At 71.1% G+C, this 19,661-nt stretch carries 17 protein-coding genes, 1 tRNA gene, 1 other RNA gene and 1 pseudogene; 12 read left to right on the top strand and 8 right to left on the bottom strand.

The window, feature by feature from the left end; genetic code table 11:
- Positions 1-108 precede the first annotated feature (108 nt).
- Positions 109-1,545 (bottom strand): annotated as a pseudogene (locus tag OG900_21645) (AAA family ATPase).
- 373 nt (positions 1,546-1,918) lie between these two features.
- Here OG900_21645 and OG900_21640 point away from each other — a divergent pair.
- From OG900_21640 to OG900_21630, 3 genes are all read left to right on the top strand, one after another.
- Positions 1,919-2,458, top strand: coding sequence for a helix-turn-helix domain-containing protein (locus tag OG900_21640; GenBank protein WUH92451.1), 540 nt, complete (start codon positions 1,919-1,921; stop codon positions 2,456-2,458).
- 156 nt (positions 2,459-2,614) lie between these two features.
- A complete protein-coding gene (locus tag OG900_21635) occupies positions 2,615-2,917 on the top strand; it encodes a helix-turn-helix domain-containing protein (GenBank protein WUH92450.1) in 303 nt (100 codons plus the stop codon).
- A gap of 11 nt (positions 2,918-2,928) precedes the next feature.
- Complete coding sequence (locus OG900_21630; protein WUH92449.1) at positions 2,929-4,161, top strand: site-specific integrase; 1,233 nt, start codon at positions 2,929-2,931, stop codon at positions 4,159-4,161.
- Between the two features lie 69 nt (positions 4,162-4,230).
- Here OG900_21630 and OG900_21625 read toward each other — a convergent pair whose 3' ends face one another.
- The 3 genes from OG900_21625 to OG900_21615 all read right to left on the bottom strand — a co-directional run bounded on the left by OG900_21625 (position 4,231) and on the right by OG900_21615 (position 6,938).
- A complete protein-coding gene (locus tag OG900_21625) occupies positions 4,231-4,956 on the bottom strand; it encodes a PaeR7I family type II restriction endonuclease (protein ID WUH92448.1) in 726 nt (241 codons plus the stop codon).
- Positions 4,957-4,965: 9 nt separating this feature from the next.
- Positions 4,966-6,636: an Eco57I restriction-modification methylase domain-containing protein gene (locus tag OG900_21620; protein ID WUH95871.1), complete on the bottom strand. Its 1,671-nt coding sequence runs from the start codon at positions 6,634-6,636 to the stop codon at positions 4,966-4,968.
- A 214-nt stretch (positions 6,637-6,850) separates the two neighbouring features.
- A tRNA-Ser gene (locus tag OG900_21615) sits at positions 6,851-6,938 on the bottom strand.
- 75 nt (positions 6,939-7,013) lie between these two features.
- Between OG900_21615 and ffs the strand changes: the two genes are divergently transcribed.
- The 9 genes from ffs to OG900_21570 all read left to right on the top strand — a co-directional run bounded on the left by ffs (position 7,014) and on the right by OG900_21570 (position 15,955).
- Positions 7,014-7,104: signal recognition particle sRNA small type (gene ffs, locus OG900_21610), an RNA gene on the top strand.
- A 47-nt stretch (positions 7,105-7,151) separates the two neighbouring features.
- Positions 7,152-9,356 (top strand): DNA polymerase III subunit gamma and tau, encoded by a 2,205-nt coding sequence (locus tag OG900_21605; GenBank protein WUH92447.1) that lies wholly within the window; start codon positions 7,152-7,154, stop codon positions 9,354-9,356.
- Positions 9,357-9,599: 243 nt separating this feature from the next.
- Positions 9,600-9,935, top strand: a complete 336-nt coding sequence (locus OG900_21600) for a YbaB/EbfC family nucleoid-associated protein (GenBank protein ID WUH92446.1) — start codon at positions 9,600-9,602, stop codon at positions 9,933-9,935.
- Positions 9,936-9,971: 36 nt separating this feature from the next.
- Positions 9,972-10,571 (top strand): recombination mediator RecR, encoded by a 600-nt coding sequence (gene recR, locus OG900_21595; protein WUH92445.1) that lies wholly within the window; start codon positions 9,972-9,974, stop codon positions 10,569-10,571.
- Positions 10,564-11,265 carry a DUF5063 domain-containing protein gene (locus OG900_21590; GenBank protein WUH92444.1) on the top strand — a complete coding sequence of 234 codons (702 nt, stop codon included), beginning with the start codon at positions 10,564-10,566 and terminating at the stop codon, positions 11,263-11,265. Before recR ends, OG900_21590 begins: the two co-directional genes overlap by 8 nt.
- Before the next feature lie 177 nt (positions 11,266-11,442).
- Positions 11,443-12,789, top strand: a complete 1,347-nt coding sequence (locus tag OG900_21585; GenBank protein WUH92443.1) for an aspartate kinase — start codon at positions 11,443-11,445, stop codon at positions 12,787-12,789.
- Positions 12,790-13,196: 407 nt separating this feature from the next.
- Complete coding sequence (locus OG900_21580) at positions 13,197-13,844, top strand: SigE family RNA polymerase sigma factor (GenBank protein ID WUH95870.1); 648 nt, start codon at positions 13,197-13,199, stop codon at positions 13,842-13,844.
- Positions 13,841-15,010 (top strand): hypothetical protein, encoded by a 1,170-nt coding sequence (locus OG900_21575; GenBank protein ID WUH92442.1) that lies wholly within the window; start codon positions 13,841-13,843, stop codon positions 15,008-15,010. The genes OG900_21580 and OG900_21575 overlap by 4 nt, the downstream gene beginning before the upstream one ends.
- Before the next feature lie 75 nt (positions 15,011-15,085).
- Positions 15,086-15,955 carry an SURF1 family protein gene (locus OG900_21570; GenBank protein ID WUH92441.1) on the top strand — a complete coding sequence of 290 codons (870 nt, stop codon included), beginning with the start codon at positions 15,086-15,088 and terminating at the stop codon, positions 15,953-15,955.
- Here the strand turns inward: OG900_21570 and OG900_21565 are convergent.
- From OG900_21565 to OG900_21550, 4 genes are all read right to left on the bottom strand, one after another.
- Positions 15,935-17,839 (bottom strand): prolyl oligopeptidase family serine peptidase, encoded by a 1,905-nt coding sequence (locus OG900_21565; protein WUH92440.1) that lies wholly within the window; start codon positions 17,837-17,839, stop codon positions 15,935-15,937. The genes OG900_21570 and OG900_21565 overlap by 21 nt on opposite strands.
- An 88-nt stretch (positions 17,840-17,927) precedes the next feature.
- Positions 17,928-18,383 carry a universal stress protein gene (locus tag OG900_21560; protein WUH92439.1) on the bottom strand — a complete coding sequence of 152 codons (456 nt, stop codon included), beginning with the start codon at positions 18,381-18,383 and terminating at the stop codon, positions 17,928-17,930.
- A gap of 92 nt (positions 18,384-18,475) precedes the next feature.
- Positions 18,476-19,072 carry a TetR/AcrR family transcriptional regulator gene (locus OG900_21555; protein ID WUH92438.1) on the bottom strand — a complete coding sequence of 199 codons (597 nt, stop codon included), beginning with the start codon at positions 19,070-19,072 and terminating at the stop codon, positions 18,476-18,478.
- Between the two features lie 11 nt (positions 19,073-19,083).
- Positions 19,084-19,617, bottom strand: coding sequence for a GNAT family N-acetyltransferase (locus tag OG900_21550; protein WUH92437.1), 534 nt, complete (start codon positions 19,615-19,617; stop codon positions 19,084-19,086).
- Positions 19,618-19,661 lie beyond the last annotated feature (44 nt).

The raw sequence follows: 19,661 nt of genomic DNA, 5'->3' as shown, positions 1-19,661 counted from the left end.
CGGTTTCGCGGCGGCCGTGGACGGTTGGGAGCGCTTCGTGCGGCATGGGCCGGGCAGGGCCGCGTGTACGCCCCCGTGTACGGTCCGGGCCCCTCGAAAGGCGTGCGGTCAGCCGACGGCGATGTGCAGATTGGAGACCTGGTAGCGGGCCTGCTGGCCGCCCCCGGTGCCGCCTGCCGCTCCTTCGGTCTTCCTGGCGTGACCGCTCTTGACGAGGCGTTCCAGGTGCCGCCTGGCCTTCTCCACGGCCGACCGGTCCGGGTTGGCCTGCCCGCTGAGGATCGCGGCGAGGTCGCGGGTGGTGAGCCCGCCGGGATGAGCGCGGAGGATGGCGATCGGGTCGAAGGTGGGCTCGATCGTGGTGGTGCCGCGCTCGTGGTCGTGGATGACCTGGAGGGGGCCGATCTCGCCGGTCGGGGTCTTGAGGTGGTGGACGGTGACGGCTGGGTCGCCCGCCTCCCCGGCGATGAACAGCACGCTACCCGCGCCCGAGCTGATCCACGTGGAGCCGTAGACCCGGTCGAGGGTGGGGCGTTGGCCGCGAGGGGCGTCGGCGGTGGCCTTGCGCTGGTGGTGGAGCTCCATGACCTCGACGCCGTTGCGCAGGGCGCGCATGCGGGCGTTGTGGAAGGCGACGGCCAGGGCGTCGTCGACCAGGGTGCTCACGGCGTCCTTGAGGCTGTCGATCACGATGGTGTCGGCCTGGTGGGCGGCGGCGAGGTCGGCGAGGAGGTCGGGTTCCTTGTCGAGGGTGGCGGGCAGCGGTCCCTACCACACGGCGAGCCGGTCGCGCAGGACCGGCTGGTGCTCGGGCGCGACGCGGCGGGCCATGGCGTGCGCGATCTGCTTGGGGCGGTCCATGGCCAGGTACAGCACCCGCTCGCTGGGGGAGACGGGCATGTTCAGGACGGTGTCGTGCAGGCCGAGGCGGGCGAGGATCACCTGGTGGGCCAGGGTCGTCTTGCCGACGCCGGGTGGTCCGACGATCATCAGGCTCTCGCCGGAGGACCAGGCGGTCTGCTCACGGGTGCCCCACAGCGGGTCGGTGTCGGCGCCGGTTTCGGTGACGAAGCGCCAGCCGTCTACCAGGTACCGGGAAAGTCGGCCGCCGCCGGAGGCGAGGGCGCGGTCGCGTTCGTTGCGCAGCTCGGCCTCGGCGGCGCTGCGAATCGCGTCAGGGTCGGCGCCCGGTTCGGTGGCCCGCTGGACGGTGCGGATGCCGTTCTCCCGCAGGCGGCGCAGATCTGCTTTGCGGCGGACGATCTCGGCGTAGTGCGCGGCGTTGGCGACGGTCGGCGGTGCGCCGGCCAGCGTGTGCAGGTACGAAGCCCCGCCGATGCGGTTCAGGTCGCCCCGGCCCAGAAGGAAGTCGGCGAGCACGATCGGGTCGGTGGAAGCGTCCTCGGCGCGCAGGGCAAGGATCGCCCGGTAGATCGTCTCGTGCGCGGGCCGGTAGAAGTCCTCCGGCACCAGCAGCGCCCGAACCTCGTCCACCGCCTGGTGGCGGAACATGCACGCGCCGAGAACCGCCTGCTCGGCGACCAGGTCGTTGGGCGGCTCGTCCACGGCCGGGGCGCCGGTCGGCGGACGCGATGGCGTATCCGGCCCCGGGGCCGTACGCTGGTTCACGGAAACTCCTCACCTGGCAGGCAGCGGGACGGCAATCCCAGCCAGCCGGTCTTGATCGTTCGTGGGTACGGGCGGTTGTTGAGGTTTCTGCTTCAGCCCCTCGGCGTTCGTAGCGCCGGGGGGCTTCTTCGTTCTCTCCTTCGTGTTCGCCCCTGTCCCCAGGGGTCCCACGAGCATACCAGCAGCATTGCCGTATGACTAGCTTGCATTTCGCTCCCGAATGGGCTTTACTACTTGAGGCCCCGCCCGTGCCGTCGCCCGACGGCCCGAACCGAAGGAGGAGGACGCGATGACCGAGGAGGGAGCATCCCGAGCCGCAGGACCCGAACGCCCTCTGCCGGAGGACCACGTCGCCCAGCGCGTCAAGATGGAGCGCGAGGTCCGGGGATGGAGCACCGTCACGCTCGCTGAGCGCATGACCGAGGCCGGCCACCCGATCAACCAATCCGCCGTCTGGCGCATCGAAAGCGGCAAGCCACGCCGCCGCGTCAACCTCGACGAGGCCCTCGGCTTCTGCAAGGTCTTCGACATCACCCTCGACGACCTCACCGCCGCGCCCGGCCACATCGCCAACCCCCAGGTCCGCAGACTCGTCGGGGAGTACGTCGAGCAGTGGAAGCAGTGGCGCGCCCTGGGCAAGGCCATGGACGCCGTCCAGGCCGAACTCCGCGCCTACACCGAGGCCCACCCCGACCAGGACGACATGGTCAAGGCCCTGCTCACCCACGAGATGGCCGTCGCCTCCAACGGCGAGTTCCACCACCACCTCGGCGCCCGCCCCAAACTGCAGAGCTGGCTCCGCCCCCCCGACGAGGACACGGCCTCGTAGTCCCACGACCCTGCTTCCGCCGGTGCTGCGAACGCCGGCGGATCAGCCATGTCCCACCGCTGCCGTACAGCAGCACAACCGCCCGTACCCACGAACGATCAAGACCGGCGAGGCCGGGGTTGCCGCCCCGACACCTCGCCAAGAGAGGTTCCCGCCTTGCACTCCAACGACCTTCCGGTCGCCCAGATCGCCCGCCTCCTCGGCGTCCCCGAGAACGATCTGCGCACACTCATCGCCGCCCGCGACGGCTCCCACGGCGACCCCACCCTCGTCGCCCTCACCGTCGCCGAAGCCGCCCGCCGCATCGGCATCAGCCGCACCAAGATGTACGAGTACGTCTCCTCCGGCCAGATCCCCTCCGTGAAGATCGGCAGCCTCCGCCGCATACCCGCCGAGGCGCTGGGCGCATTCCTCGCCCGGCAGACCGGCGACGCCTCCGGCTACACCACCGCGGCCTGAAGGGGACGACCATGGCAAAGACCCGCCAGCCCAACGGGGCATCGTCCATCTACCAGGCCAAGGACGGCCGGTGGCACGGATACGTGACCGTCGGCATCAAGGACAACGGCAAGCCGGATCGTCGCCACGTCACCCGCAAGACGCGGCCCGAGGTCACCAAGGCCGTCCGGGAACTGGAGAAGCTGCGGGACTCCGGTACCGTCCGCAAGGCCGGCCAGCGCTGGACGGTCGAAACGTGGCTCACCCACTGGGTGGAGAACATCGCCGCGCCGCACGTCTCGGAGAACACCATCGACGGCTATCGCGTGGCCGTCTACCACCACCTCGTACCCGGCATCGGTGCTCACCGCCTGGAGAAGCTTGAGCCGGAGCACCTGGAACGCTTCTACAAGCGCATGCAGGACTCGGGCAGTTCCGCAGGCACCGCGCACCAGGCCCACCGCACCGTCCGGACGGCGCTCAACGAGGCTGTGCATCGCCGCCACCTCACCATCAATCCGGCCACCATCGCCAAGGCCCCGAAACTCGACGAGGAAGAGGTCGAGCCGTACACCCTGGAAGAGGTCCAGCGCCTGCTCCTCGAAGCTGACAAGCACCGCAACACCGCCCGCTGGGTCATCGCCCTGGCCCTCGGCCTGCGCCAAGGCGAAGTCCTTGGGCTCCAGTGGGGCGATGTCGACTTCGAAGCGGGCGTCATTCGCGTACGGCGGGGACGGCTGCGGCCCCGGTACGCCCACGGCTGCGGCGGCACCTGCGGACGGGCGAAGGCGGGCTTCTGCCCGCAGAAGGTCAACACCCGGCGCGAGACGAAGTCTCCGAAGTCCAAGGCGGGCAAGCGTCCTGTTGGGCTGCCGGAGGAATTGGTCAAGCTGCTTCGGCAGCACAGGGCAGATCAGGACCGCGATCGTACGGTCGCCCGGGATCTCTGGACGGAGAAGGGATACGTCTTCACGTCACCGACCGGCGAGCCGCTCAATCCGAACACGGACTACCACCGCTGGAAGGACCTACTGAAGGCCGCGAACGTCCGCGACGGCCGCCTCCACGATGCCCGCCATACCGCGGCGACCGTACTGCTCATCCTCGGAGTCCCGGACGCGGTGGTAGACGCCATCATGGGCTGGGAGCCCGGGAAGTCGGCGCGGATGCGGCAGCGATACCAGCACGTCACCGGCCCCGTGCTCCAGCAGACAGCCGCGAAGGTCGGCCACCTGCTCTGGGGAACGACACCGCACATGCCCTAACGACCGGCACGCCTTGGGTCAGGGCCTCGACTGATCCGGTCGAGGCCCTCCCCATATGAGGGCGACGCCCTACCCGGGAATGCCGAGGTCCCTCAGGTACGTGAGTCGGGCATTGATCGCTGCCGAGAAGTGCCTCCAGTCGAGGCTTTCCACCAGTTCGGTCGGGCTGGGGGCCTCCGCCGAGGATGTGACGTAGCACGCGGCGTCGTAGAGCTGTTCGGCCACGAGGCGCTCGCAGAAGATGCCGAAGCGGTCCTGATACGAGGTACCGTGCCAGATCTTGTCGGCGGGCAAGGCGCCCTTCGCGGTCGAGACTGGCCTTCGGGATCCTTCACCGTCCTGCATTATGAAGAAGTAGCCGAGCCAGGGCTTCTCTTTCGGGTACAGCTCGGCGAGGGTTGCCCGACGCAGGTCCACCGCGCTGCCGAGTGCTTCTTCGACCCGGTTGTTGTAGTTGTTGCCGAAAGACGGGCCTCCGAGCGCTTTCATCTCGAAGGCCGCGACAAGCACGTTCTGGTGAACTACGACAAGGTCCCACTGCTTCTGCGGCCGGTAGTAACCGGGCAGCTCCAGGCCCTGGGACTTGCTGACGCGGATGCTCTCGGGCGGGTACCCGGCTTCGAGGAAAAACTTCGCCAAGAGGGCTGCGATCATGTCGAAGTGCTTACCGCCACGCACTGCCCCGGCGGTGCCGGCACCGACCGCGTTCTTGATCGCGGACTGCTCGTTCTGCAACTGCTTGGCGCCCCAGTAGGCCGCGATCGCGTCCTCGAAGTCCTGGCGGGTGACCGTCAAGAGGCTCTCCTAATCAGGCAACTCGGCAAGCCCGTAGACACGCAGGGCGGCTTCGGTCGCCGCCTTGACGTCGCGCTTGTCGAAGGCTTCTGCCAGGGCGGCCTGGTCGCTCTCGCTGATCGATGCTGGGTCCGGCACGCGGATCTTGCGCAAATACTGCGCTTGGAAGCGGAGAGTTCCCCCTCGCATCTTCACCGCGTACGCCTCCACGAACGCTTCCGCGACCTTGGACAGCAGCAGACCACCGAGTACACGCATGTCCCAGACGTCCGAGACGATGAAGTACAGGTTGTGGTGAGGGTACAGGCCGCCCTCATCCAGGACCGGATGGATCGTCAGCTTCATGTCCGGAAAGAGCAGCTTGGGACGCCGGGCCAGGCGAGGGTCGACCTTGTCGATCGTCTTGTACCAGCGCTGAGGCTGCTTGACCGCGACGTAGCGCTTGCGCAGGGCGGCTCCGTGCTCCTCGAAGTGACCGGCGAGCCGGGGGTAGGCGGAGAGGTCAACCAAGTCCCCGTGTGTGGTCCACGGGTTGACCAGGAAGGTGCCATGCCAGTCGAGGGCGCCAGTAGTGGTGTCACGGACCATAGCCATCGGCAGGAGCCGGTCGCTCTCAACAAGGTCGGCTTCATTAGTGAGGAAGACCTTGTCGGCGCCGGTCGCGATGCCGATGCCGACCCGAGTCCCGGTCTTGCCGTCCTCCAAGAGACCGAAGCGTTCTGTGAGATCTTCCAAGACTGCGAGCCTGGCGGGGGAGGCGGTCGGCCAGGAATCCTCGTCAGGGAACCAGTGCGGCATGCGAGCAGCCTGGTACGCCTCGGTCGAGACCGACTCCGGTTCCCTCTTCACGTACCAGGCCGCAAAGTCGTCGGCCTGAGTGGCTCCGAACGCCCGTGTGGTGTCCGCCGCCACGGCTGAGCCTTGGGGACGGTTCGAGATGACCGTGATCGCCGGGTAGGCCGAGACCTGATCGTCAAAGGCGTCAACGTCGTGCATGACGAGGGCCAGGTCCATGCTGTAGCGAGAGGTCACCAACTGGCGGAGCTGGCGGCCGTACTGGTTCCGCATCCAGCGGTCCGCGCAGATGAAGCCAAGCCGTCCGTTGGGAGCGAGGCTTCGCATCGCGACCTCGTAGAAGCCGACGTAAATGTCCGCTCGGCCCCCCATCGTCGAGCAGACGCTCCGATAAGCGGCCATCCGGTCATTGGGAACGTCCTCAAGGCGGATGTACGGAGGGTTGCCCACCACGTAGTCGGCTCGTTGGGCTGATTCCGGCCGAAGAAGGTAGTCACCCTGTTTCACCCAGGCCGCCGCGACCTCTTCGGCTTCGTCGGGCTGCCACCCATCGCCTGTCAGCTGCTTTGCGACCACCGCACGGCTCTGCTGCACGTTGCGGTCCAGTAGATCAAGGGCACTGACCGCCGCAATCGCATCGCCGATCGGGCGATTGTGCCTACGGCAGGAGGAGCTGATCCGCGATGCGACTGCCGCCAGAAACGCGCCCGTGCCGCAAGCCGGCTCGACAAGCCTGACGTCGCAAAGGTCTTTGTCGGCCGTGTAGGCGAGCAGGTCGAGGATCAGGTCGACCACCCAACGTCGCGTGAATACCTCGCCGTGCTCGACGTTTTGCGTCGGGAGCACGGAGAGGTTCTGCCAGTCGGCATCAGCGAACGGGAGCATGGTCACAAGCCGACCCTACAAGGGGAGATTCCGGTGACGAGGGTTGTCCACAGGCAGGTTGCGCGGCTGTGGATCTACCTCAACGTGACGGACCCGCTTCTCTCCGTCGCGATCTCGGCCTGGGCGGCTCAACTGCAACCAAAACTGCAACCACACGCGTCGAAGGGCCCCCATCGCGGATGGGGGCCCTTCGACGTCGTGCCCGGTGAGGCACTGGCGGAGGATACGAGATTCGAACTCGTGAGGGGTTGCCCCCAACACGCTTTCCAAGCGTGCGCCCTAGGCCACTAGGCGAATCCTCCGCCGCAAACAGTACAAGACGCGGGGGGGTGGTAGCGAACTCGTTCGGGGTGGGGGGATCGGGTAAGGTGGGCGGCAGCCCCTCACGTGGCGCTATCTCGCTGAACTCCCCCAGGGCCGGAAGGCAGCAAGGGTAGGTGGGCTCTGGCGGGTGCGTGGGGGGTCTTTGCGTGGGTGGGGGCCGGGTGTCGGTGGGCGCGGTTAGGCTCGGTGGCGTGTCCCTCGCTCTGTACCGCCGCTATCGTCCCGAGACCTTCGCCGAGGTCATCGGGCAGGAGCATGTCACTGACCCGTTGCAGCAGGCGCTGCGGAACAACCGGGTCAACCATGCGTACCTGTTCAGCGGGCCGCGCGGGTGCGGGAAGACGACCAGTGCGCGGATCCTGGCCCGCTGTCTGAACTGCGAGCAGGGGCCGACGCCGACGCCCTGCGGGGTGTGCCAGTCGTGCCAGGACCTGGCCAGGGGCGGGCCGGGGTCGATCGACGTGATCGAGATCGACGCCGCCTCGCACGGTGGCGTCGACGACGCGCGCGACCTCAGGGAGAAGGCCTTCTTCGGGCCCGCCGGGAGCCGGTACAAGATCTACATCATCGACGAGGCGCACATGGTCACCTCGGCGGGGTTCAATGCCCTGCTCAAGGTGGTCGAGGAGCCGCCGGAGCATCTGAAGTTCATCTTCGCCACGACCGAGCCCGAGAAGGTCATCGGGACGATCAGGTCGCGCACGCACCACTATCCCTTCCGGCTGGTGCCGCCGGGGACGTTGCGCGACTACCTCGCGGAGGTGTGCCAGCGGGAGTCCATCCCTGTCGAGGACGGGGTGTATCCGCTGGTGGTGCGGGCCGGTGCCGGGTCGGTGCGGGACTCGATGTCGGTGATGGACCAGCTGCTGGCCGGCGCGGCGGCGGACGGCGTGACGTACGCCATGGCCACCGCGCTGCTCGGTTATACGGACGCGGCGCTGCTCGACGACGTGGTGGACGGCTTCGCGGCCGGGGACGGCGCCGCTGTCTTCGGGATGGTGGACCGGGTGATCGAGGGCGGGCACGACCCGCGCCGCTTCGTGGCCGACCTGCTGGAGCGGCTCCGCGACCTGGTCATCCTGGCCGCCGTGCCGGACGCCGCGGACAAGGGCCTGATCGACGCGCCCCGCGACGTGGTGGAGCGGATGCAGGCTCAGGCGTCGGTCTTCGGGGCCGCCGAGCTGAGCCGCGCGGCCGACCTCGTCAGCACCGGACTGACGGAGATGCGGGGGGCGACCTCGCCGCGGCTGCAGCTGGAGCTGATCTGCGCCCGGGTGCTGCTGCCCGCCGCGTACGACGACGAGCGTTCGCTCCAGGCCCGGCTGGAACGGCTGGAGCGGGGCGGTTTCGGGGGTGCGGGCGGGGGTGCCTTCGCCGCTCCCGTCGGCGGTACGGGCGGTGACGCCGCGGGCGGGGCCGCCGCCGCCCGAGCCGCGGCCGCGGTACGTACGCCGCCGCCGCCCGAGCCGGTACGCCCCGAGCCCGCGACCGTACCGGAGCCCGTACGCGCGCCCGACCCCGTATCGCCGCCGGCGCCCGCCAAGCCGGGGGCCTGGCCGACCGCCGCGCCGCAGAACGCGGGGCCGGCCCAGCCGCAGGCGCCGGCTCAGGTGCAGGCCCAGGCAGCGCCCGCCCAGGGGGCGGCCGGCGGGGGCGGTGACCCCTCGCGGGTGCGGCAGATGTGGCCGCAGATCCTTGACGCCGTCAAGAACCGGCGGCGGCTGACCTGGATGCTGCTCTTCAACAACGCCCAGGTCTCCGGCTTCGACGGCGAGACGCTGCAGGTCGGCTTCGACAATCCCGGCGCCCGCAACAGCTTCACCAACAGCGGCAGCGAGGACGTGCTCAAGCAGGCGATCAACGACGCGCTCGGCGTGCAGTGGCGCATCGAGGCCATCGTCGACCCGTCCGGGGGCGGAGGCGGCGCGGGTGGCGGCGGCTTCGGAGGCGGCGGAGGCGGGTCCTCGCGGCCGCCCGCGCCGCCGCAGGGCCCGGCCGCGCCCCAGGCGTACGGCGGCGGGGCGGCGAGCCCGGACGCGTACGGCTCCGCGCAGGCCGTCACCCAGGTCATGACCCAGGCCCAGCCCGCCCCGCAGACCCGGCCCGGCGGCGGGCAGAGCGGCCAGGGCGGGCAAGGCAGCCAGGGCGCCCAGTACGGCTCGACCGGGCAGAGCGGCACCGCGACCGCCACGATGCCCCCCGGGCCCAGGTCCGCGCCCGCCGCCGCACCGCCGCCCGACCCGCCGCGGCGGTATACCGACGAGACCCCGCCGCCCATCGAGGACGACATTCCCGAGGACGACGACCCCGACCTCGTCGATTCGGCGCTCAGCGGTCACGATCTGTTCATCCGCGAGCTGGGCGCCACCGTGATCGAGGAGATCAGGCACGACTGACCTGCGATGATGCGGGCGGACCCGGTCGGCTAATCCCTGCGGCCCACCGGCCCGCTACTCCGGGTGGAGTCCGCGCCACAGCGATCCTCCGTACGGCGTAGGGCGCACCGCCGTACGAGCACGTAGGCTCGGCGTGTCAGTGAAAAAAGCGGTGAGCGGGACGGCCGCGGCACGGACGGAAGGGCCGGCGGGACAGCCGGCGCGGCAGCAGTACACGAAGCAGACGCGAGGCAGGAGCGAACCGTGATTCCCGGTGGTGGTCAGCCGAATATGCAGGCACTGCTCCAGCAGGCGCAGAAGATGCAGCAGGACCTGGCCGCGGCCCAGCAGGAGCTGGCCGAGACCGAGGTCGAGGGCTCGGCGGGCGGTGGCCTGGTGAAGGCCACGGTGTCCGGCGCGGGCGAGCTGCGTGCGCTGGTGATCGACCCGAAGGCCGTCGACCCGGACGACACAGAGACGCTGGCCGACCTGGTGGTCGCCGCCGTCCACAATGCGACCGACGCGGCACAGGAACTGCAGCAGCGCAAGCTCGGCCCGCTCGCCCAGGGGCTCGGCGGCGGTCTGCCGGGCCTTTTCTGACCTGACCCCTCTCTCACTCCTGGAAGGCGTGCCGGCGTGTACGAAGGCGTGGTGCAGGACCTGATCGACGAACTGGGCAGGCTGCCCGGCGTGGGTCCCAAGAGCGCGCAGCGCATCGCCTTCCACATCCTGCAGGCCGACCCCGCGGACGTACGCCGCCTCGCGCATGTGCTGGCCGAGGTGAAGGCGAAGGTCCGCTTCTGCAAGGTGTGCGGCAATGTCGCGCAGGACGAGCTGTGCCGGGTGTGCCGTGATCCGCGTCGCGACCCGGCGGTGATCTGCGTGGTCGAGGAGCCCAAGGACGTGGTCGCGATCGAGCGGACCCGCGAATTCCGCGGGAAATACCACGTGCTGGGCGGCGCGATCAGTCCGATCGACGGTGTCGGCCCCGACGATCTGCGGATCGCGGAGCTGCTCCGCAGGCTGGCCGACGGCACCGTGACCGAGCTGATCCTGGCGACGGACCCCAATCTGGAGGGCGAGGCCACAGCGACGTACCTCGCCCGGACGGTGAAACCCATGGGACTGCGCGTGACGCGCCTGGCCAGCGGCCTGCCCGTGGGTGGCGACTTGGAATACGCGGACGAGGTCACGCTCGGGCGGGCCTTCGAAGGGAGGCGGTTGCTCGATGTCTGACACCGTGGTGAAGAAGAGCGCGAGAGCCGGCGCGGCAGAGCCGCAGGCCGAGCCGTTCGTGCCGCAGGAGCCGGACGAGTTCGCCGTCCAGATCGCCGACCAGATCGAGAGCTTCATCGTCGCGATCCGCGAGGTGGCCAAGGGCGACGACCCGGACAGCGCGGTGCCCTACCTGCTGCTCGAGGTCTCGCAGCTGCTGCTGGCCGGCGGGCGGCTCGGCGCGCACGAGGACTTCGTGCCCGACGAGCGCTACGAGCCGGACGCGGGCCCCGAGCCCGACGAGGACGACCTGCGGCAGCGGCTGGCGGCGCTGCTGGAGCCGATCGACGTCTACTCCGAGGTGTTCGACCCGTATGTGCCGAGGTCGACGCCGGTGGCGTGCCGGATCTCGGACGACATGGCCGATGTGGTGGCCGACCTGACGCACGGGATGACGCACTTCACGGCGGGGCGGGTGTCGGAGGCGCTGTGGTGGTGGCAGTTCTCCTACCTGTCCAACTGGGGCTCGACGGCGAGCGCGAGCCTGCGGGCGCTGCAGTCGCTGGTCGCGCACGTACGGCTGGACAGCCCGCTGGACGAGCTGAACGGGCTGGACACCGGTGGCGACCCGGACGACGACGACGAGCTGGCCGAGGAGGCCGGCAAGGTCATGGAGGCCGAGCTGGGGACGATGGGGCTGCGCCCGGCGCGGTGAGGCGCCGGGCCGCACGGCCCCTGCTCCCTCTCCCCTGGCCCGCCGCTTCCCTCTCGCTGATTTCCCGGCCGCTGATCATTCCTTGAGCGACGTATCTCACCATGCGATACGTGCCGGGCAGATCGTGCCTGCTCGTTAAACTGGGCCGACCGATTCACCCCTGAGCGAGGAGCGCACGTGGGCCTTGTCGTGCAGAAGTACGGCGGCTCCTCCGTCGCCGATGCCGAAGGCATCAAGCGCGTCGCCCGAAGGATCGTGGACACCAAGAAGGGCGGCCACCAGGTCGTCGTCGTGGTGTCGGCGATGGGCGACACGACGGACGAGCTGATCGATCTCGCGGAGCAGGTCTCGCCGATCCCAGCGGGTCGCGAGTTCGACATGCTGCTGACCGCCGGAGAGCGGATCTCCATGGCGCTGCTGGCGATGGCGATCAAGAACCTCGGCCACGAGGCGCAGTCGTTCACCGGCAGCCAGGCCGGTGTGATCACCGACTCGGTGCACAACAAGGCGCGGATCATCGATGTGACGCCGGGCCGGATCCGTACCGCGCTCGACGAGGGCAACATCGCGATCGTGGCCGGCTTCCAGGGTGTGTCGCAGGACAAGAAGGACATCACCACGCTCGGGCGGGGCGGCTCGGACACCACGGCGGTCGCGCTGGCCGCGGCGCTCGACGCCGAGGTGTGCGAGATCTACACCGACGTCGACGGGGTCTTCACCGCGGACCCGCGGGTGGTGAAGAAGGCCCGCAAGATGGACTGGATCGCCTTCGAGGACATGCTGGAGCTGGCCAGCTCCGGTTCGAAGGTGCTGCTGCACCGCTGCGTGGAATACGCGCGGCGCTACAACATCCCGATCCACGTGCGCTCGTCCTTCTCCGGACTTCCCGGCACCTGGGTCAGCAGCGAGCGGCCGGCAGGCCTGGCGCAGCTCGCACAGCGGCTCTCGCCGCACACCGCATCGCAGACCGCGTCGCAATCCGCATCGCAAGGAGAAAGCCCAGTGGAGCAGGCGATCATCTCCGGCGTCTCGCACGACACGTCCGAGGCGAAGATCACCGTCGTCGGGGTGCCGGACAAGCCGGGCGAGGCCGCAACGATCTTCCGGGCCATCGCGGACGCCGAGATCAATATCGACATGATCGTGCAGAACGTGTCGGCGGCGGCCACCGCGCTGACCGACATCTCCTTCACGCTGCCGAAGTCCGAGGGGCACAAGGCGATGGAGGCGCTCACCAGGGCGCAGGCGGTGATCGCTTTCGACTCGCTGCGCTACGACGACCAGATCGGCAAGATCTCGCTGGTCGGCGCCGGGATGAAGACGAACCCCGGGGTCACGGCGACGTTCTTCGAGGCGCTGTCCAATGCCGGGGTGAACATCGAGCTGATCTCGACCTCGGAAATTCGCATTTCGGTCGTCACCCGGGCGGACGACGTGAATCCGGCGGTGCAGGCCGTGCACTCGGCCTTTGGCCTCGACAGCGACAACGACGAGGCGGTCGTCTACGGCGGTACCGGGCGCTGACCTCGGATGTTGCTTCCGAGCGCTGACTTCGGGCGTTAATCCGAGAACCGATTCCGGGCGAATCAGGCGGAATACGTTCTCAACTGGCTGCAATTTGGTCTGGACCACTTGAAACCGCCTGGTCAACCGATGGAGAATTTGCTCCCTCGTGGCTGCAACCGCCGGCCGCGGGGGAGCGTCTTTGTGTCAGCGCACTGGCTGGGTGCTGTCCTGGGGTGCTGCACACCGAACGTGAACGGGGGCCGTCGGTGCAAATGGGGCGCTGAGGAAGAGCTGGTGCGCATGGGGATATATGACGCTCCGTCGGGCGGTGTGCCTTGCGCGTACAACCCTGACGGGGGGACGCGTGTCCAACAGACGTGGCGGAGGCACTGGGTATCGAAACGGCATTCGGGCAACGGGGGACGATCGCACCCGTGCGTCCGGTACGCCCGCCGCGCCCGTCGCGGTCCGGGCAGGCCTACGGGGGGCTCCCGGTGATCGCCCCCTGGCCGGTGGCACGGGTGAACCCGGCCCAGCCCGCCACCGCCGAGCGCGGCGAAACTGACCCCGCGATGGCTGTCGGCACCACGGTCGACCACCTCACCGAGACCTACCGCGCCCACTACCGCGCCCTGCTGGGCCTGGCGGCCCTGCTCCTCGACGACACCGCCTCCTGCGAGGACGTCGTCCAGGAGGCCTTCATACGGGTGCACTCCGCGCGCAGCCGGGTCCGCGACCCCGAGAAGACCCTCGCCTACCTCCGCCAGACCGTCGTGAACCTCTCCCGCTCCGCACTGCGCCGGCGCATCCTCGGCCTGAAACTGCTCTCCAAGCCGATGCCCGACATGGCCAGCGCGGAGGAGGGCGCTTACGAACTGCTGGAGCGCGACCAGCTCAAGACCGCGATGCGCTCGCTGCAGCGCAGGCAGCGCGAGGTGCTGGTGCTGCGCTACTTCGCCGACATGACCGAGGCCCAGGTCGCCGAGACGCTCGGTATCTCGCTCGGCTCGGTGAAGGCGTACGGCTCGCGGGGCATCGCCGCCCTGCGGGTCGCCATGGAGGCAACGGCATGACCACCCCCGACGCCCCGGACAACGCCCACGGCATGGACCCGCACGACTCCCCCCGACACGACTCCGCGCCCGAGTCCGCCGCCTCGACCGCCTCATCCGCCTCGCCCGAGCCCGGTGACGCTCCCGACCTGGACGCCCCGGTGGACGAGAGCGCGGAGGAAGCGGCGCTGCGCGACCTCATGCGCGGGGCCGTCCGCGACCTCAGGCCCGCGTCCGACGCGCTGGAGCACCTGCGGCGGGCCGTGCCCGCCCGGCGCCAGCGCCGCCGGCAGGCGCTGGCCGGGACCGCCGCCGCGGTGCTGCTGGTCGGCGCCGCGGTGCCCGCGCTCATCCACGCCGCCGACACCGGCGGCGACGCCACCGCCGCCCCGGCCAACGTGGCCAGCACGCACGCCGCCCAGCCGGACGAGGACGGGCACGTCAACGAGTGGGGCACCACCGGCGACTCCGGGCAGTCCGACCACCAGCAGGACAGCGGCGGCCAGGACAGCCGGACCCCCACCCCGGGCGGCACCGACGGCCCGTCGAGCCTGGTCACCAGCCCGGGTGGGCCGCCGCCCGCCAGCACCCCCGAGTGCTCGGGCGACCAGCTCGGCCAGGGCACCAGCAATGCCGCCTCCCTCGACGCCGACGGCCGGGCCTACGGCTGGTTCCGCGTCGCCAACGTCTCCTCCGCGGCCTGCGCCGTGCCGCCGGGCCCCGCCAAGGTGCAGCTCTTCGCGCTGGGCACCGCCGACCTGTCGCAGATCAGCGTGGTCAGCCACACCCCGGACGACCCGGCCACCGAGCTGCCCGCCGCCTCGGACAGCGCTCCCCTCGTACTCGCCCCCGGCGAGGACTACGAGGTCGCCTTCGCCTGGGTGCCCGCCGACGCGGGACCGGGCGGCTGTCCGCAGCCCACCTCGCCGCCGGCCACCCCGACCCCGACCGACTCCCCGACGGACACCACCGCGCCGGACCCGGGCGCCGCGGGCGCCGCCACGAACCCGATGGCGATGGACCTGCCGAACGGCGCCCCCACCGGGCAGGCCGCCGACGTCTCGCTCCGCCACACCCCGGCCAACGGCGCCCCGGTCGTCTTCGGCCCGACCCTGCAGGGCGCCTGCGCCGGCACCATCTACACGACCGCGCCCATGCCCGCCGTGTCGGACACACCGGCGTCGTAGCAGGCGGCGCGGGTGGGGCCGGTGGCGACGGGTCCCGGTGGCGGGCGGGGGACGGCGCCCCCGTACCGTGGTGGCGTGTACCGGTTCCTGCTCACACCGCGCTGGCTGGTGGTCGGCGTGCTCGTCCTGCTCGCCGTGCCCTTCTGCGTCTTCATGGGCAGCTGGCAGCTGAGCCGCTTCCAGAGCCGGGTGGACGCGCACAAGGACGCCAAGCACACCGAGGTGCGGACCGCGGGCGAGGCACCGGTGCCGCTGGCCTCGCTGCTCCCCGACACCAGGGCCCAGCTGCCCTCGGACGCCTCCGGCCGGCCGGTCACCGCGACCGGCCGCTTCGACGCCTCCCGTCAGCTGCTCGTGCCCGACCGCCTGCTCGACGGCCGCGACGGCTACTACGTGCTCACCCCTCTCCGCCTCGACGGCGGTGCCGCGCTGCCCGTGGTGCGCGGCTGGCTGCCCGGCGACGTCCCGCCCGCCGCCGGGCGGGCCGCGGTGCCGGCCGCCCCGGCCGGCGAGGTCACCGTGACCGGCGCGCTGCAATCCCCCGAGGCCGCGGGCAGCAACGGTGTGCCGGCCGCCCCCGGTGCACTGCCGACCGGGCAGCTGGGCATCATCAGTGCCGCGACCCTGGTCAACGTCCTCCCCTATCCCGTCTACAGCAGCTGGATCACCGCCACCCGCTCCACCGCGCCCCTGAAGCCGGTGCCGCCGGTGGCGCCCCCGGGCAGCGGCCTGGACCTCAAGGCCTTCCAGAACCTCGGCTACACCGGTGAGTGGTTCGTCTTCGCCGGCTTCGCCGTCTTCATGTACTTCCGGCTGGCCCGCCGGGAGGCCGAGGCACGGACCGACGCCGCGCTCGGCCTCGACGCCCCGCCGGACCAGGACCCCGACCGGGACCCGGCGGGCGCCGCCGACGAGCCGGCCGGGTCAGCCGCCCACGTGGCGTAGGGCGAAGGCCAGTTCGAGCCGGACCTGCTTGATGCGCTCCTCCACCACCAGGGAGCCGTGGCCCGCGTCGTACCGATACACCTCGTGCGGCTTGTCGAGGGCCCGCAGCCGCTCCACGTAGTTGTCGATCTGGCGTATCGGGCAGCGCGGGTCGTTCATGCCCGCGCTGATGTAGACCGGGGCGGTGACCTCGTCCACATAGGTCAGCGGAGACGAGGCGGCATAGCGCTCGGGCACCTCGTCGGGCGAGCCGCCGAAGAGGGTGCGGTCGAGGGACTTCAGCGCCTCCATCTCATCCGTATACGCGGTCGGGTAGTCGGCGACCGGGACCGCCGCGACGCCCACCGCCCACGCCCCCGGCTGGGTGCCGAGGCCGAGCAGGGTCAGATAGCCGCCCCAGGAGCCGCCGGTGAGCACCAGCCGCGCCGGATCGGCCAGGCCCGACGACACCGCCCACTCGCGGACCGCCGCGATGTCCTCCAGCTCGATCAGGCCCACCCGGTGCTTGAGCGCGTCCGTCCATTCGCGGCCATAGCCCGTCGACCCCCGGTAGTTGACCCGCACCACCGCGAAGCCGTGGTCCAGCCATGCCGCGGGGCCGGCCGCGAAGGAGTCCGACTCGTGCCAGGTCGGGCCGCCGTGGATCTCGAAGACCGTCGGCAGCGGGCCCTTGCCCCGGGCGGCGCCGGCCGGGGGTCGCTGCACCAGGGCGTGGATCCGGCCGCCGGGGCCGTCCACCCACACGTCCTCCACCGGGACCGAGTCGGGTGCCCGCAGGCCCGGGGCCTCCAGCACGATCGCGCCGGTGGTGGAGCGCACCACCGGGGGCCGCGCGGCCGACGACCACAGATACTCCACCGTGCCGTCCGGCCTGGCGGTGGCGCCGCCCAGCGAACCCCGCGGGGTGTCCAGCGCGGTCAGCGCGCCCGTCGCCAGGTCGTACCGGAACATCTCGCTGCGGGCCCGGAAGTCGTGCACCAGCAGCAGCGCGCTGCCGTCCGGATACCACTCGGCCTGGACGTCGCCCGGCAGGTCTATCGCGGGCGCGGTCTGCTCGCCGCTCGCGACGTCCCAGATCATCGGCAGCCAGCGGTCCGCCCGCTGGTGGCCGACCAGCAGCCGGGTGTCACCGGGCACGGGCGCGAAGCCGAGGCTGTCGAGGCCCAGCTCCCGGGTGCCGCCCTCGGTGTCGTCCAGCTCGGCCACCACCGAGCCGTCCGCGACCCGCAGCACCCGCAGCGCGCTGTGCATCGCGTCGCCGTGCTCGGTGTGCTCGATCACGACCAGCGTGCCGTCCTCCGAGAGGTCGCCGACGCCCGCGGACTCCTCGTGCCGGTAGATCTCATACGGCTCGGCGCCGTCCGCCGGCACGACATGCACGGTCGTGCCCTCGTCGTCGGTGGAGCGGCCGACGACGGCGAGGCCGCCGACGCCGAGCGCGACGCCCGCGGGATAGGAGGGGGCGAGTGCGGGAGCGGCCGGTATGTCATCGCCACCGCCGAACGGCTGGCGCATCCACACGCCGAACTCGTCGCCGTTGGTGTCGGAGAACCACCACACCCAGGCGCCGTCGCGGCTGAGCGTGCCGTCCGTCGTGCCGTTCGGCCGGTCGGTGACCTGGCGGCGCTCGCCCGTCGTCCGATTCCACGCGTACAGCTCGTACGTACCGGTCACGTCGGAGACGTACAGACTGTGGTCGGGGGCGTCCTCCGCCCACTCCGGCAGTCCGACCCGGGGTGCGCGATACCTCTTCTCCCAGTCGGGGAGGGAGCCCGGGACGGCGCCGGGCAGGCCGCCCGACGGGGTGGGGGAAGGCGCGGGCACGGCGGGCACGGCGTCGGATTCGGGCGTGGACCCGCTGGCGGATCCGGTCGTTTCGTTCATGCCCCCATGATGCTCCGCCGAGCACGCCTGAGGAGCGGCTGTCGTCACAGCCTGTGGATAACTCTGGGCAATGCGCGATGAGCTGTGGCTATCCCGTCACTTCCGTAGTCCCACGCACCACGACGACCGGGCAGGTCGCGTGAAGTGTGACGGTGTGGCTCACCGAGCCGAGGAGCGTCGCGCTGAAGGTCCCGTGGCCGCGGACGCCGACCACGACGAGGTCGGCTTGCTCCTCCTCGGCTCGGTCGAGGATGGCCTGGGCCGGGTTGCCGAGCACCACCACCTGCTCGACGGCTGCCGCCCGCGCGGGCGGCAGCGCGTCCTTGACCGCCTCCGCCAGCGCGTGGGCGGCGGGGCCTTCCAGGTCCAGGTCCTCGGGGAGGCCGGGCAGGCCCGCCCACCCGAAGGCCCCGGGCAGCTCCCAGGCCATCACCGCGACGAGTCGGGAGCCGGTCAGTTCCGCCTGGCGGCCGGCCCAGCGCAGGGCCTGCTGCGCGGGGGTCGAGCCGTCGACACCGACGATGATCGTGCCGCCGTTCGCCATGGGGCTGCGCTCCTCACCGGCCGCCGCGGCCGCTCGTCCCTCTGCACCCTAAGCACAACAGGGCCTCTCCGCAGTGCGCGGAGCGCCCGCCGTCAGGCGGCCGCGGCGGCCGCGTCGAGGAGGGGGGACAGCTCCGCGGTGACGGTGGTGAGAGGAGCGGTGGACTGGTGGGCGCGGGCCATGAGGATGGCGCCCTCCAGCGTGGAGATCATCAGGGTGGCCAGGGCGGGTGCGCGGGCGGCGGGGACCCGGAGGCCGGTCAGGGCCGTGGCCAGGGGGGTGGTCCAGGTGGTGAAGGCGGCGGACGCGGCCTCGCGGGCCGAGGGGGTGGAGGCGGTCGAGTCGACGGTGGCGGCGGCGACCGGGCAGCCGGTGCCGAAGCCGGTGGCCTCGAACTCGTCGATCCACTGCCGGGTCATCGCGGCGAAGAGGGCGCCGGGGGTGGGTTCGGGGAGGGCGGCGAGATAGCGGGCGATGCGCTTGCCCGCATAGCGGCCGGCCCAGGCGACGGCCTCGTTGACCAGTTGTTCCTTGCCGCCGGGGAAGTAGTGCTGGAGGGAGCCGCGCGGCGCCTCGGCCTGGGCGGCGATCTCGCGCATGCCGGTCGCGCCGACGCCGTCGCGGCGGATGAGCTGGGCCGCGGCGAAGACCATACGTTCCCGCGGGCCGTGTGTGCGGGGTGCAGTCATCGCCGGCCTCCTCATGGTCCGTCCAGCTTATAGACGCCGCTGGGGCCGTCCGCGGAGTGCGCCAGGCGCTCGGCGGGCAGGCGGCGGCCCAGGGCGGCGAGCAGGGCGGAGCGGCCGGGCAGGACGGCGGCGCCGACGCGCCGGACACCGCGGGCGCGGGCGCGGGCCAGCAGCAGGTCGACCATGGCGCGGCCCGCGCCCTGCCGCTGCCAGGGGTCGCCGACGATGACGCCGAGTTCCGCGGCAGGCGCTCCCGGAGGCTGGGCGAGGCTGGCCAGGCCGACCAGCCGCGCCCTGCTCGCGCCGTGTCCGTAGGCGACCACCGCGTCGTGGACGTCGGCGCGGCCGGACAGGACGGGGTCCAGGTACTCCGCGGGAAAGGCCCGGAGGCGGCCGAAGAAGCGCAGCCGGACGGTGTCCTGCGAGCACGCGTCGAAGAGGTCGCGCAGGGCGTCGGCGTCGGCGGCTGTGACGACCGCGGTCTGCCAGCGCGGGTCGGCGGCCGAGGGGAGGGTCCCGGCGACGGGCTCTATGACGTTGGTCATAACGGTCAGTATTATGACGGCTGTCATAGATCGCAAGCCGCACG

The sequence above is a fragment of the Streptomyces sp. NBC_00433 genome (genome assembly GCA_036015235.1).
Classification (GTDB): Bacteria; Actinomycetota; Actinomycetes; order Streptomycetales; family Streptomycetaceae; genus Actinacidiphila.
Note: the sequence above shows the minus strand (reverse complement) of the source record. Positions and strands in the feature narration are given on the sequence as shown.

Bases quoted from the DNA above. Each gene is read 5' to 3' on its own strand.
- OG900_21640 (WUH92451.1), top strand. From the start codon at position 1,919: ATGACCGAGGAGGGAGCATCCCGAGCCGCAGGACCCGAACGCCCTCTG.
- OG900_21630 (WUH92449.1), top strand. From the start codon at position 2,929: ATGGCAAAGACCCGCCAGCCCAACGGGGCATCGTCCATCTACCAGGCC.
- OG900_21620 (WUH95871.1), bottom strand. From the start codon at position 6,636: ATGCTCCCGTTCGCTGATGCCGACTGGCAGAACCTCTCCGTGCTCCCG.
- OG900_21590 (WUH92444.1), top strand. From the start codon at position 10,564: ATGTCTGACACCGTGGTGAAGAAGAGCGCGAGAGCCGGCGCGGCAGAG.
- OG900_21575 (WUH92442.1), top strand. From the start codon at position 13,841: ATGACCACCCCCGACGCCCCGGACAACGCCCACGGCATGGACCCGCAC.
- OG900_21565 (WUH92440.1), bottom strand. From the start codon at position 17,839: ATGAACGAAACGACCGGATCCGCCAGCGGGTCCACGCCCGAATCCGAC.
- OG900_21560 (WUH92439.1), bottom strand. From the start codon at position 18,383: ATGGCGAACGGCGGCACGATCATCGTCGGTGTCGACGGCTCGACCCCC.
- OG900_21555 (WUH92438.1), bottom strand. From the start codon at position 19,072: ATGACTGCACCCCGCACACACGGCCCGCGGGAACGTATGGTCTTCGCC.
- OG900_21550 (WUH92437.1), bottom strand. From the start codon at position 19,617: ATGACCAACGTCATAGAGCCCGTCGCCGGGACCCTCCCCTCGGCCGCC.